9 protein-coding genes are annotated in these 13,458 nt (G+C 72.0%); all 9 read left to right on the forward strand.

The genetic code is table 11. The annotated features are described in order from the left end of the window. Window positions 1-134 precede the first annotated feature (134 nt). On the forward strand, window positions 135-1,688 hold the full coding sequence (locus ABFX46_RS16550; protein WP_346043093.1) for a sugar ABC transporter ATP-binding protein: 1,554 nt from the start codon (window positions 135-137) through the stop codon (window positions 1,686-1,688). 76 nt (window positions 1,689-1,764) lie between these two features. Beyond that, a complete protein-coding gene (locus ABFX46_RS16555) occupies window positions 1,765-2,856 on the forward strand; it encodes an ABC transporter permease (protein WP_346043095.1) in 1,092 nt (363 codons plus the stop codon). Beyond that, a complete protein-coding gene (locus ABFX46_RS16560) occupies window positions 2,853-3,848 on the forward strand; it encodes an ABC transporter permease (protein ID WP_346043096.1) in 996 nt (331 codons plus the stop codon). Before ABFX46_RS16555 ends, ABFX46_RS16560 begins: the two co-directional genes overlap by 4 nt. 55 nt (window positions 3,849-3,903) lie before the next feature. Further along, entirely contained in the window at window positions 3,904-4,989 is a 1,086-nt protein-coding gene (gene rhaS, locus ABFX46_RS16565; RefSeq protein ID WP_346043098.1) for a rhamnose ABC transporter substrate-binding protein, read from the forward strand. Between the two features lie 7 nt (window positions 4,990-4,996). Next, window positions 4,997-5,326, forward strand: coding sequence for an L-rhamnose mutarotase (locus ABFX46_RS16570; protein ID WP_346043100.1), 330 nt, complete (start codon window positions 4,997-4,999; stop codon window positions 5,324-5,326). Between the two features lie 11 nt (window positions 5,327-5,337). After that, complete coding sequence (rhaI, locus tag ABFX46_RS16575; protein WP_346043101.1) at window positions 5,338-6,504, forward strand: L-rhamnose isomerase; 1,167 nt, start codon at window positions 5,338-5,340, stop codon at window positions 6,502-6,504. A gap of 21 nt (window positions 6,505-6,525) precedes the next feature. Next, window positions 6,526-8,577: a bifunctional aldolase/short-chain dehydrogenase gene (locus ABFX46_RS16580; RefSeq protein WP_346043102.1), complete on the forward strand. Its 2,052-nt coding sequence runs from the start codon at window positions 6,526-6,528 to the stop codon at window positions 8,575-8,577. A gap of 135 nt (window positions 8,578-8,712) precedes the next feature. Beyond that, window positions 8,713-11,238 (forward strand): alpha-L-rhamnosidase-related protein, encoded by a 2,526-nt coding sequence (locus ABFX46_RS16585; protein ID WP_346043104.1) that lies wholly within the window; start codon window positions 8,713-8,715, stop codon window positions 11,236-11,238. A 9-nt stretch (window positions 11,239-11,247) separates the two neighbouring features. Next, a complete protein-coding gene (locus tag ABFX46_RS16590) occupies window positions 11,248-13,458 on the forward strand; it encodes an alpha-L-rhamnosidase-related protein (protein ID WP_346043106.1) in 2,211 nt (736 codons plus the stop codon).

The raw sequence follows: 13,458 nt of genomic DNA on the forward strand, positions 1-13,458 counted from the left end.
GCGGTTCAGCGCCGGATCGGCGCACAGGTTGCCTCTTGACGGGTGCTCCGGGTCACATCTAGCGTCCTCCGCAACATCCTCTTAAAACGTTTTTCATCTTCCGGTCACCGACGTCCCCCGCGAGGAAGGTCGCCATGAGCGCAGCCGGCCGGTCGGCACCGCCGACATTGGCGCTGGTCAACGTGAGCAAGTCGTTCGGCGCCGTGCGCGCCCTGCAGGGTGTCACGCTGGAGCTGCACGCGGGCGAGGTGCACGCCCTCGCCGGAGAGAACGGCGCGGGCAAGTCCACGGTCGTAAAAACGTTCGCAGGCGTGCACCGGCCCGACGCGGGCGAGGTGCGGGTGGACGGCGAGCCGGCGGTCTTCGCCGGCCCCGCCGACGCGCAGGCCGCGGGCGTCGCCGTCATCTACCAGGAGCCCACGCTGTTCCCGGACCTGTCGGTCGCCGAGAACATCTTCATGGGCCGCCAGCCGCGCGCCCGTGGTCCGCTGACAGGTCTCGGCCGCATCGACCGCCGCGCCATGCACGCCGAGGCGGCGAAGCTGTTCCGGCGGCTCGGCGTCGCGCTGGACCCGCAGCAGCCCGCCCGCGGCCTGTCGATCGCCGACCAGCAGGTCGTCGAGATCGCCAAGGCCATCTCCCGGGACGCGCGGGTCCTCATCATGGACGAGCCCACCGCCGCGCTGACCGGCCAGGAGGTCGCCCGGCTGTTCGCGGTGACCCGCACGCTGCGCGAGCAGGGCTGCGCGGTGCTGTTCATCTCGCACCGCCTGGAGGAGATCTTCGAGCTGTGCCAGCGGGTCACCACGCTGCGCGACGGCACCTACATCGGCACCGACCGGGTCGAGGACATCACCCCCGACGACCTCGTCCGCCGGATGGTCGGCCGCGACCTCGACGCGCTCTACCCCAAGCAGGACGTGACGCCCGGCGAGGTCGCGCTGAAGGTGAGCCGGCTGACCCGCGAGGGCGCCTTCACCGACGTCTCCTTCGAGGTCCGCCGCGGCGAGATCGTCGCGCTGGCCGGGCTGGTCGGCGCGGGCCGCAGCGAGGTCGCCCGCGCGATCTTCGGCGTGGACCGCTGGGACGCCGGCGCGGTCGAGGTCCAGGGCCGCGCGCTGCCCGCCGGCAGCCCCACCGCGGCGATGTCGGCCGGGCTCGCGCTCGTCCCCGAGGACCGCCGCCAGCAGGGCCTGGTCATGGACATGTCCATCGAGCGGAACATGGGCCTCACCCAGCTGAAGGCGCTGCGCCGCGCCACCGGCCGCGGCGGCCTGATCTCCCGGAGGGTGGAGCGCGACCGCGCCGCCGACTGGGGGCTGCGGCTCCGGCTCAAGTACGCCCGGCTCAGCGACAGCGTGGGCGTGCTGTCCGGCGGCAACCAGCAGAAGGTCGTGCTCGCCAAGTGGCTCGCCACCGAGCCCACCGTGCTGATCGTGGACGAGCCGACCCGCGGCATCGACGTCGGCACCAAGGCCGAGGTGCACCGGCTGCTGTCGGAACTGGCCGCGCAGGACCTCGCGGTGCTGATGATCTCCTCCGACCTGCCGGAGGTGCTCGGCATGGCCGACCGCGTCCTCGTCATGCACGAGGGCCGGCTCACCGCCGAGATCGCCCGCGCGGACGCGACCGAGGAGAGCGTGATGGCCGCCGCGACCGGCCGCGCCGGAAACGGAAGGGCGGCCTGATGACCGCAGCGAAGCGAGGCTCTTCAGGCCGCCCGCCCCAGGGGGCTGGGAGTCGTCCCCCGGAAAGGCTGGGCCGATGACGGTACTCACCGAGACGCCGGCGCGGCCGGGCGGAGCGGGCGGGCCCGCCGGCGGCGGGCGGCGCCTGGTCGAACTGGTGCTGCGCGCCCGCGAGATGAGCATCCTCGGCGGCCTCGTCCTGCTGGTCGCCGGCACGACGATCGCGAACCCGCGGTTCCTGTCCGGGCAGGGCGTGAAGGACATCTTCCTCAACGCCTCGATCCTGGTGCTGCTGGCGGTCGGGCAGACGGTCGTCGTCGTCACCCGCAACATCGACCTGTCGGTCGGGTCCGTCGTCGGGCTCGTCGCGTTCAGCGCCGGCAAGTTCGCCGCGGGCGGCGGCCACCACGTCGTGCTCGTCCTGCTCTTCGGCGTCGCGATCGGGCTGGTGTGCGGGCTGGTCAACGGGCTGCTCGTCAGCTTCTGCCGCGTCCCGTCCCTGGTCGTCACGCTCGGCACCCTGTACGTGATCCAGGGGCTGGACTACCGCATCGCGCACGGCGAGCAGATCGGCGCCGCCGAGCTGCCGTCCTCGGTGCTGGCGCTCGGCAACGAGGGGATCCTCGGCGTCCCCTACCTGCCGATCATCACCGTGGCCGTGATGCTGGCGGTCGGCTACTACCTGCGCTCCTACTCGTCCGGGCGGGAGTTCTACGCGATCGGGTCCAGCCCGGAGGCGGCGCGGCTCGCCGGCGTGCCGATCCGCCGCCGCGTCCTCACCGCCTACCTGGTCAGCGGCGCGCTCGCCGGGCTCGCCGGGGTGCTGTGGCTCGCCCGGTTCGGGACCGTCGTCGCCGACGCCGCGCACGGCTGGGAGCTGACGGTCGTCGCCGCGGTCGTCGTCGGCGGCGTCGCCATCACCGGCGGCGTCGGGACGGTGTGGGGCGCGGCGCTCGGCGGCCTGCTGCTCACCACCATCGGCAGCGTGCTGGTGGTGCTGAAGGTCAACTCGTTCTGGCAGGACGCGATCACCGGCGTCCTGCTGCTGCTGGCGATCAGCGTCGACCGGCTGCTGGCGCTGCGCGTCACCCGGGCGCTGAGGCAGCGGTCGCTCGAATCGGCCGCGCACCGGGACGCCGCTCCGGAGAAGAGGGAGGGACGGTCATGAGCCGCCTCGGAGGGCTGATGCGGTGGGAGACCGCCGTCACCGCCCTGCTGATCGTGGTGTTCGCCGGCGGCGCCGGGTTCTCGCCCGACTTCGCGAGCAACGACAACCTGTCGTTCGCCCTCGACGACCTGTCGGAGATCGCGCTGATCGCGCTGCCGATGACGCTGCTGGTCGTGTGCGGGCAGGTGGACCTGTCGGTCGCCTCGGTCCTCGGCCTGTGCAGCGCGCTGACCGGCAAGATGTGGGACGGCGGCATGGCCATCGAGACGATCATCCCGATCGTGCTCGCCGTCGGGATCGTCTGCGGCCTCGTCAACGGGCTGCTGGTGACCAGGCTCGGGCTGCCGTCGCTCGCCGTGACGATCGGCACGATGACCCTCTACCGGGGGCTCGCGTACGTGACGCTCGGCACCGGGGCCGTGTCGGAGTTCCCGTTCGCCTACACCGACCTCGCCACCTCGTCCGTCCCGGGCACGCCGATCCCGTACCCGATCGCGCTGTTCGCCGTGCTCGCCGTCGCCACCGGGATCGTCCTGCACGCCACCGGGATCGGGCGGTCGCTGTTCGCGATCGGCGCGCAGGAGGACGCCGCCTACTTCGCCGGCATCCGGGTCAAGCGCATCAAGCTGATCCTGTTCACCGTGTCCGGCCTCGTCGCCGGGTTCGCCGGGATCGTCTACACGCTCCGCTACGGCAGCGCCCGCGCCGACAACGGCCTCGGCCTGGAGCTCACCGTGATCGCGGCGGTGCTGCTCGGCGGCGTCGACTTCGACGGCGGCAAGGGCACCCTCGGCGGCGTCATCGCGGCCGTGCTGCTCATCGGCCTGCTCCGCAACCTGCTGATGCTCAACGACGTCTCCACCGAGGTCCAGTCGATCGTCACCGGGCTGCTGCTCATCATCAGCGTCCTCACGCCGCGGCTGATCGCCGTGGCGCGCGAGACCCGAGGACGGCGGCGGGGCGCGGGACCCGCGGTCCCCGCCGCCCCCTGACCCCGATCCCGGACCGCGCCCCCCGCCTCGTCCACCCCCATCCGAAAGGCAAGTGATGACCATTCGTCTGCGCGCCCCGCGCCGGCTGGCGGCCGTCGCCACGGCGAGCGTCCTGGCCCTCAGCCTGGCCTCCTGCGGCGGCACCACCAAGAACGACTCCGACTCCGGGGAGGCCAAGGCGGCCGGCGGCAACGCCACGGCGAACCCGAACGCGCCGCTGAAGAAGGGCCTGAAGCTGGCGTTCCTCCCCAAGCAGGTCAACAACCCCTACGAGACGATCGTTGACGACGCCGGCATCGCGGCGGCCAAGGAGTTCGGCGGGGAGGCCAAGGAGGTCGGCCCGTCCGACGCGTCCGCGTCCTCGCAGGTCTCCTACATCAACACGCTCATCCAGCAGCGCCACGACGCGATCCTCATCGCCGCGAACGACCCGAACGCGGTGTGCGGGCCGCTCAAGCAGGCGATGTCGAAGAACATCAAGATCGTCGCCTACGACTCCGACACCAACCCCGACTGCCGGGACGTGTTCATCAACCAGGCCAGCTCCGAGGAGATCGGCCGCAGCGAGGTCAAGCTGCTCGCCGAGCAGATCGGCCACGAGGGCGAGATCGCGATCCTGTCGGCGACCGCGAACGCCACGAACCAGAACACCTGGATCAAGTTCATGCAGGACGAGCTCAAGAAGCCCGAGTACGCCAAGATGAAGCTCGTCAAGATCGCCTACGGCGACGACGACGACCAGAAGTCGTTCCAGCAGACGCAGGGCCTGCTGCAGGCGTACCCGAACCTCAAGGGCATCATCTCGCCGACCACGGTCGGCATCGCCGCCGCGGCCCGCTACATCTCCGGCTCCAAGTACAAGGGCAAGGTCGTCCTGACCGGCCTCGGCACCCCGGACCAGATGCGCAAGTTCATCAAGAACGGCACCGTCGAGTCGTTCGAGCTGTGGGACCCGAAGAACCTCGGCTACCTGGCCGCCTACGCGGCGGCGGCGCTGTCGTCCGGCCAGATCACCGGCGCGCAGGGCGAGAAGTTCACCGCCGGCAAGCTCGGCGAGCGCACGATCGGCGCCAACGGCGAGGTCATCCTCGGCCCGCCGACGGTCTTCGACGCCAAGAACATCGACGACTACCACTTCTGATCGGCCCATGACGGAACGCACGAAGCGCGTCTGCTTCCTGCTGAAGGTCAGGCAGGACCGCCTGGAGGAGTACAAGCTGCGCCACCAGGCGGTCTGGCCCGACATGCTGAGCGCCCTGCGCGAGACCGGCTGGCACAACTACTCGCTGTTCCTGCGGGAGGACGGCCTCCTCGTCGGCTACCTGGAGACCGACGACTTCGAGGCCGCCCAGGAGGCGATGGCCCGCACCGAGGTCAACGCCCGGTGGCAGTCGGAGATGGCGCAGTACTTCGAGGACTCGGGCGGCCGGCCCGACGAGGGCATGCGGCCGCTCACCGAGGTCTTCCACCTGGATTGAGAGAGGTAACCGTGAACGACACCAGCGCGGTGAAGGACGCCCTGCGCCGCCAGCAGATCGAGACTCCCTCGTGGGCGTACGGGAACTCGGGGACCCGGTTCAAGGTCTTCGCCCAGCGGGGCGTGCCGCGCACCCCGCAGGAGAAGATCGACGACGCCGCGCAGGTGCACCGCTTCACCGGCGTCGCGCCCAGCGTGGCCCTCCACATCCCCTGGGACCGGGTGGACGACTACGCCGCGCTGGCCGCGCACGCGAAGGAGCGCGGGGTGCGGATCGGCGCGGTGAACACCAACGTGTTCCAGGACGACGACTACATGCTCGGCAGCGTCACCAACCCCGACCCTGCCGTCCGCCGCAAGGCCCTCGACCACCTGCTCGAAGCCGTCGACATCATGGACCGGACGGGGTCGCGGGATCTGAAGCTGTGGTTCTCCGACGGGACGAACTACCCGGGGCAGGACGACATCCGCGACCGCCAGGACCGGATGGCCGAGGCCCTGGCCGCCGTGTACGAGCGGCTCGGCGCCGGCCAGCGGTTCCTGCTGGAGTACAAGCTGTTCGAGCCCGCCTTCTACACGACCGACGTGCCGGACTGGGGCACCTCCTACGCGCACTGCCTCAAGCTCGGCCCGAAGGCGCAGGTCGTGGTGGACACCGGGCACCACGCGCCCGGCACCAACATCGAGTTCATCGTGGCGTTCCTGCTCCGCGAGGGGAAGCTCGGCGGGTTCGACTTCAACTCCCGCTTCTACGCCGACGACGACCTGATGGTGGGCGCCGCCGACCCGTTCCAGCTGTTCCGGATCATGTACGAGGTGGTGCGCGGCGGCGGCTACGACGCCGCGGCGGGCGTGGCGTTCATGCTCGACCAGTGCCACAACGTCGAACCGAAGATCCAGGGGCAGATCCGCTCGGTGATGAACGTCCAGGAGGCCACCGCGAAGGCGCTGCTGGTGGACGCGGACGCGCTGCGCGCCGCGCAGCGCTCCGGTGACGTCCTCGAGGCCAACGCCGTGTTCATGGACGCCTACAACACCGACGTCCGCCCGCTGCTCGCCGAGCTGCGCGAGGAGATGGGCCTGCACCCGGACCCGGTCGCCGCGTACAAGGCGTCCGGCTACTACGAGCGGGTCGTCGAGGAGCGCAAGGACGGCCGGGCCGCCGGCTGGGGCGCCTGACACGTGAAGGAGACGAAACCGATGACGTCCACCCCGCGCGCGGTGGAGGAACTGCTGGAACGGGCCAACACCCTCGGCTCGGACCCGCGCAACACCAACTACGCGGGCGGCAACGCGTCCGCGAAGGGCACGGTCACCGACCCCGTGACGGCCCGCGACGTCGAGCTGATGTGGGTGAAGGGCTCCGGCGGCGACCTCGGCACCCTCACCGAGAAGGGCCTGGCCGTGCTGCGGCTGGACCGGATGCGCGCCCTCGCGGACGTCTACCCGGGCGTCGAGCGCGAGGACGAGATGGTCGCCGCGTTCGACTACTGCCTGCACGGCAAGGGCGGCGCGGCCCCGTCCATCGACACCGCCATGCACGGCCTCGTCGAGGCCGCGCACGTCGACCACCTGCACCCCGACTCCGGCATCGCGATCGCGACCGCCGCCGACGGGGAGGAGCTGACCCGGCGGATCTTCGGCGACCGCGTCGCGTGGGTGCCGTGGCGGCGGCCCGGCTTCCAGCTCGGCCTGGACATCGCCGCGATCAAGAAGGCGAACCCGCGGGCGATCGGGGTGATCCTCGGCGGGCACGGCATCACCGCGTGGGGCGACACGAGCGAGGAGTGCAAGGCCAACTCGCTCGACATCATCCGGACCGCCGAGGCGTACATCGCCGAGCACGGCAAGGCCGACCCGTTCGGCGAGGTGGTCCACCCGGCGCTGCCGGAGGAGGAGCGGCACGCCCGCGCCGCCGCGCTGTTCCCGCTGATCCGGGGCCTGGCGTCCACGGACCGGCCGCAGGTCGGGCACTTCACCGACGGCGAGGCCGTCCTCGACTTCGTCTCCCGCGCCGAGCACCCGCGGCTCGCGGCGCTCGGCACGTCCTGCCCGGACCACTTCCTGCGCACCAAGGTCGCGCCGATGGTCCTGGACCTGCCGCCGGACGCCCCGCTCGACGACGCCAAGGCCCGGCTGAAGGAGCTGCACGCCGCCTACCGCGAGGAGTACGCGGCCTACTACGCGCGGCACGCCACCGCCGGCTCCCCGGCGATGCGCGGCGCAGACCCGGCGATCGTGCTGGTGCCCGGCGTCGGGATGTTCTCCTTCGGCGCGAACAAGCAGACCGCGCGGGTCGCCGGCGAGTTCTACGTCAATGCGATCAACGTGATGCGCGGCGCGGAGGCCCTGTCGTCGTACGCGCCGATCGACGAGGCGGAGAAGTTCCGCATCGAGTACTGGGAGCTGGAGGAGGCCAAGCTCCGCCGGATGCCGCAGCCGAAGCCGCTCGCCACCCGCGTCGCGGTCGTCACCGGCGGCGGCTCGGGCATCGGCGCCGCCACCGCCCGCCGCCTCGCCGCCGAGGGCGCCTGCGTCGTCGTCGCCGACCGGGACCTCGCCGCCGCCGAGAAGGTCGCGGCCGAGATCGGCGCGCACGCCCCGCACCCCTCGGACGCCGCCGCCGCGGTCGGCGCCGACGTCACCTCCGAGGAGGAGATCGCCGCCGCCGTCCGGGCCGCGGTCCTGGCGTTCGGCGGCGTGGACCTCGTCGTCAACAACGCCGGCCTGTCGATCTCCAAGCCGCTGCTGGAGACGACCGCCGCCGACTGGGACCTGCAGCACGACGTCATGGCGCGCGGCTCGTTCCTGATGTCCCGCGAGACCGCCCGCGTGATGGCCGAGCAGGGCATGGGCGGCGACATCGTCTACATCGCGTCCAAGAACGGCGTGTTCGCCGGGCCGAACAACATCGCCTACGGCGCCGCCAAGGCCGACCAGGCGCACCAGGTGCGGCTGCTGGCCGCCGAACTCGGCGAGCACGGCATCCGCGTCAACGGCGTCAACCCCGACGGGGTCGTGCGCGGCTCCGGCATCTTCGCGGGCGGCTGGGGCGCCAAGCGCGCCGCCGTCTACGGCGTGGAGGAGGAGAAGCTCGGCGAGTTCTACGCCCAGCGGACGCTGCTGAAGCGCGAGGTGCTGCCCGAGCACGTCGCCGCCGCCGTCTTCGCCCTCACCGGCGGGGACCTGACCCACACCACCGGACTGCACATCCCCGTCGACGCCGGCGTCGCCGCCGCCTTCCTGCGCTGATCACCGCTGACAAGGGCCGGCCGATGGCCCGGACCGGACCGCCGCGGTGCTGACACACCGCGGCGGCACCACCCGTCCGAGCCACCGGCCGTCCCGTCGGGCCCGCTCTACCAAGAGGAACCCGGAAGGATAACGATGTCACCAGCGAAAAGGTTCGCCCGATCCCGTCTGTCCGTCATCACGTCCCTGAGCCTGGGCGCCGCCGCCCTCGTCGCGGTCCCGTCCGGCGCCGCCGCGGCGGCGCCCCGGGATCCGCTCGGGCTCCCGTCCCTGTCCAGCGCCGACCGCTACATCCTCGCCCCCTCCAGCCGGACGGTCCGCCCGGTGAAGGCCGCCGAGGCGTCCGGGCTGAACGCCGACCACGTGACCGCCGCGTCCGAGGAATCGGAGAAGGAGGGCCACGACCTGGACGCCGGAACGTCCACGACCGCCAAGGCGGACGGCGTCATGACCCGCCAGACGGGCGGCAAGGCGGGAGCGAGCTTCGGCTACCGCATGCGCGTCGGGCACGGACCCGTCACCCTGCGGGTGGAGGAGGCGGGCAGCGCCACCGCCCACTACGAGGTGCTGGTGAACGGCGAGGTCGTCCACGAGCGCAAGCCCGACCCGGCGCAGGCGGGCGTGTGGAGCGGCGACAAGGCCGGCCTCGTCCACTACGACATCGACGTCCCGGCGCGGCTCGTCCGGTCCGCCGACGACATCAGGGTCACCTTCCGCAACACCGACCAGCCCGGGCCCGGCGCCCGCATCCACGCCGTCTGGACGCTGCACAAGGGCGGTCGCGCCCCGGCGGCGCCCTACGGCGGGACCGTTCAGAACCCGTCCGGCGCGTTCCGGCACGGCGGCACCACGCTCACCTCCAACGAGTACGGCCGCCCCTACGTCGTCTACGACTTCGGCAAGGAGGTCGGCGGGCAGATCCAGGTCACGGCCGACGTCCGCAAGGGCACGCCCAGGCTCGGGCTGGCGTTCAGCGAGAGCGCGCAGTACCTCACCACCGCGTCCGACTACAGCCAGGACCCGGTCGGCCTCGCCACCGAGACCCACTACCTCGACACCGAGGCCGGACGCTCCGCCATGACCGACCCGGTGATCCGGGGCGGGTTCCGCTACCTCATGGTCTTCCTGGACGGCCCCGGCGAGGTGAAGCTGTCCGACCTGCGGCTCAAGTTCACCGCCGACCCCGCCAACCCCGACCTGGACGGCTACAAGGGCGCGTTCCTGTCCAGCGACGACACCCTGAACCGGCTCTGGTACGCGGGCGCCTACACGGTGCAGATGTCGACGATCGACCCGACGACCGGCCGCCCCTACCCCGGCAAGGAGGGACCGGTCCGCAACGACGCGATCGTCGGCGAGGGCGACAGCATCATCAGCGACGGCGCCAAGCGCGACCGGATGATCTGGGGCGGCGACAACGCCGTCGCCGACGCTGTGTCGTACCTGACCACCGGGCAGGCGGCGCCGTCCGCCAACGCCGTCGCCTTCATGGCGAAGGGGCAGGCGGCCAACGGCCAGATCCCCGGCCTGTACCTCACCGACGCGCTCGGCTACAACATGAACTGGGGCGAGTACGCGGCCTGGTGGGTCCACAACTACTGGACGCACTACCTCTACACCGGCGACGGCGACTTCCTCACCCAGTGGTACGGCGCGATGAAGAAGAACGTCGCGTGGCTGGAGTCGAACGCCGGCGACGACGGGCTCCTCACCATGAAGGGCGCCGGCGGGACGTGGGGCTACGGCAACGACGCCGGCGGCACGTACATCTCGTCCCTGTACGTCAAGGTGCTCGGGGAGGCGGCGCAGGCCGCCGAGGCCAAGGGCGAGCCCGAGCTCGCCGAGACCTACCGCGCGCACGCGGCCCGCACCGCCAAGGCGGTCAACGACCACCTCTGGGACCCCGCCGCGGGCGCCTACAAGGTCAGCAGGTCCGACGGCAACCACCCGCAGGACGGCAACGCCATGGCGGTCGTGGCGGGCGTCGCCACCGGCGACCGCGCCCAGGCGGTGCTGAAGTTCTTCGGCGACGGCCTCGCCAACCCGTACGGCGACCTGACCGTCGACAAGCCCGGCGGCGTCGTCCCGCAATACATCAGCCCGTTCGTGTCCTCCCAGTCGCTGCTCGCGCACTCCGCCGAGCAGGACATGGCGGGCGCGATGTCGCTGCTGCGCCGCACCTGGTACCCGATGCTCGGCAAGGCGCAGCCCGGCACGCTCTGGGAGAACGTCAGCCCGGCCGGCGCGCCGCAACTCGGCTCCTACACGAGCCTGTCGCACGGGTGGGCCGCCGCGCCGACCTCGTTCCTCACCAACCAGGTCCTCGGCGTCGCCCCGACGTCGGGCGGCTTCGGGACGTTCACCGTCCTGCCGCACCCGACGGACGGACTGCGCTGGGCCGAGGGGCGCGTCCCGACACCGCGCGGCGACATCACCGCCGCGTGGAAGCGGCACGGCGGGACGTTCACGCTCCGCGTCGCCGCGCCCGCCGGCTCCACCGCCACCGGCGGAGTCCCCGCGAAGGGCGCGTCCGAGGTCCGCGTCAACGGAAAGGTCGTCTGGCGCGACGGCCGCCCGGTGAGGCCGGGCGTCACCGTTCGCGACGGTCTCGTGCAAGTCCCCGGACTGACCGGTACCTCCATCCTGACCGCCTCCCGCTGACCTGGAGTGATGATGGTTCCCCCCAAGACCGTCCGCCGTTCCCTCGTCCGCGCCGCCGTGGCGGCCGCCCTCACGATCACCAGCACCGCCTCGCTCGCGCTCCCCGCCACTGCCGCGCCGCACCCGAAGGGCCCCTGGCAGGACGACTCCTACACCCCGCGCCCAGGGCAGTGGCGGCCCTACGTCCTCGCCCCGTCCAGCCGCGACGTCAAGCCCGTGAAGGTGTTCAAGGCCGACCCGCGGCAGGGGAGCATCACGGGCTCCCCGGAGGGGGCGCTGAAGAAGGGCGGGGCGTCGGTCCGGCTCACCGGAGCCGCCGAGCGGGCGGGCTCCCCGCTGCTCATCGTCGACTTCGGCAAGGAGGTCGCCGGGCACCTGAAGGTCCGCGTCAAGGGCGCGTCCGGGAACCCGAGGCTGCGCGCCTGCTTCTCCGAGTCGGTGCAGTACATGGCGCTGACCCCCGACGCCAACGACGGCCAGGGCAGGATCGCGCCCGGCTGCGACACCGCCAACATCTGGAACGGCTTCCCCGGCCAGCCCTACACCGAGGACACCGACAGCCACGCGCTCCCGCTGGACGGCGTGAAGCTGCCCGGCACCGTCCGCGACGGGGTGCTGCGCGGCGGGTTCCGGTACGCGACCCTGTTCCTGGACGGCCCCGGCAGCGTCGACATCGACGCGATCTCGCTGGACTTCACCGCCGCGCCCGACCAGCGCGACCTGGACGGCTACCGCGGCCACTTCCTCTCCAGCGACGACCTGCTGAACAAGATCTGGTACGCGGGCGCCTACACCGTGCAGATCAACACCGGCGCGCCGGACACGGCGAAGAAGTGGCCGTACCAGCCGGGCGAGGGCGACCACGCCGACAACGCCGTCCCGCACGCCGACCCGAAGACGTCCGTCATCTACGACGGCGGCAAGCGCGACCGGATCGTCTGGCAGGGCGACCTCGCCGTCCAGGCGCCCGTCGCCTACGTCAGCACCTACGACATGGGCGCGGTCGACAACTCGCTGTCCTCGCTCGCCGCCCAGCAGCTCCCCGACGGCTACGTGCCCGCCGCGAGCCTCGTCGGCCAGCACAACCAGAACGAGCTGCGCACCTACGGCGAGTACGTGGCCTGGTTCGTGACCAACATGTACGACCACTGGTGGTACACCGGCGACCGCGCCTACCTCGACACGTGGTGGCCGCAGCTCACCAAGGCCGCCGCCTGGCTGGAGTCGGTGCGCGCCGGCGACGACAAGGGCCTGATCGCCTTCCAGGAGTCCGGCTCCTGCGGCCACTACGGCTACTCCAACTGCGGCCACGAGACCTACGTCAACGCCCTGTACGCCCGCAACCTGGAGCAGATGTCGGCGATGGCGAAGGCGCGCGGCGACGCGTCCGCCGCCCGGACCTACGCCGCCCGGTCCGCCGAGGTGAAGAAGGCCGTCAACGACCAGCTGTGGGACGAGAAGGCCGGCGCCTACCGGCTGTCCCGCGAGATCCCCGGCGCCTACCCGCAGGACGGCAACGTCACCGCCGTCCTCACCGGCATCGCGCAGGGCGAACGCGCCGAGCGGGCCCTGGCCTACCTGCGCGCCAACAACTGGACGGACATCGGATCGCTGACGGTCTCGCAGTCCACCCCGAACGCGAGCCTTCCGCCGTTCTACGCGCCGCTGCCGAGCGGGTTCGAAGCCGACGCGCGCCTGGAGACCGGTGACGCGTCCGGCCTGCAGCTGATCCGCAACTACTGGGGCCACCAGCTCCGGCAGGACCCGGGCTCCACGTTCTGGGAGCACATGCAGCCGGACGGCACCCCCAACCTGAAGCAGTTCTCCAGCCTCGCGCACGGCTGGGCGGCGCAGCCGACCGTCACGCTCAGCACGAAGGTCCTCGGCGTGCGGCCCGCAGCGCCCGGGTACGCGTCCTGGGCGGTGGTGCCGTTCACCGGGAACCTGGCCTGGGCCGAGGGCACGGTGCCGACCCCGCACGGCGACATCGCGGCGTCCTGGCGCAGGAGCGGCCACGGCTTCCAGCTCAAGGTCACCGCGCCGCGCGGCACCAAGGGGCGGCTGGCCGTCCCGGTCGACCGGTCCACCCGCCGCGTCACCTTCGACGGCCGGACGGTGTGGGCCGGCGGCAAGGCGACCGCGCGCGGCGTGTCCAGCGACGGAAGGTACGTCTACGTGGACGGGGCGCCCGCCGGGCGCCACACCCTCACGGCCCGCTAG

This window comes from Actinomadura chokoriensis (assembly GCF_039529475.1).
GTDB lineage: Bacteria > Actinomycetota > Actinomycetes > Streptosporangiales > Streptosporangiaceae > Spirillospora > Spirillospora bangladeshensis.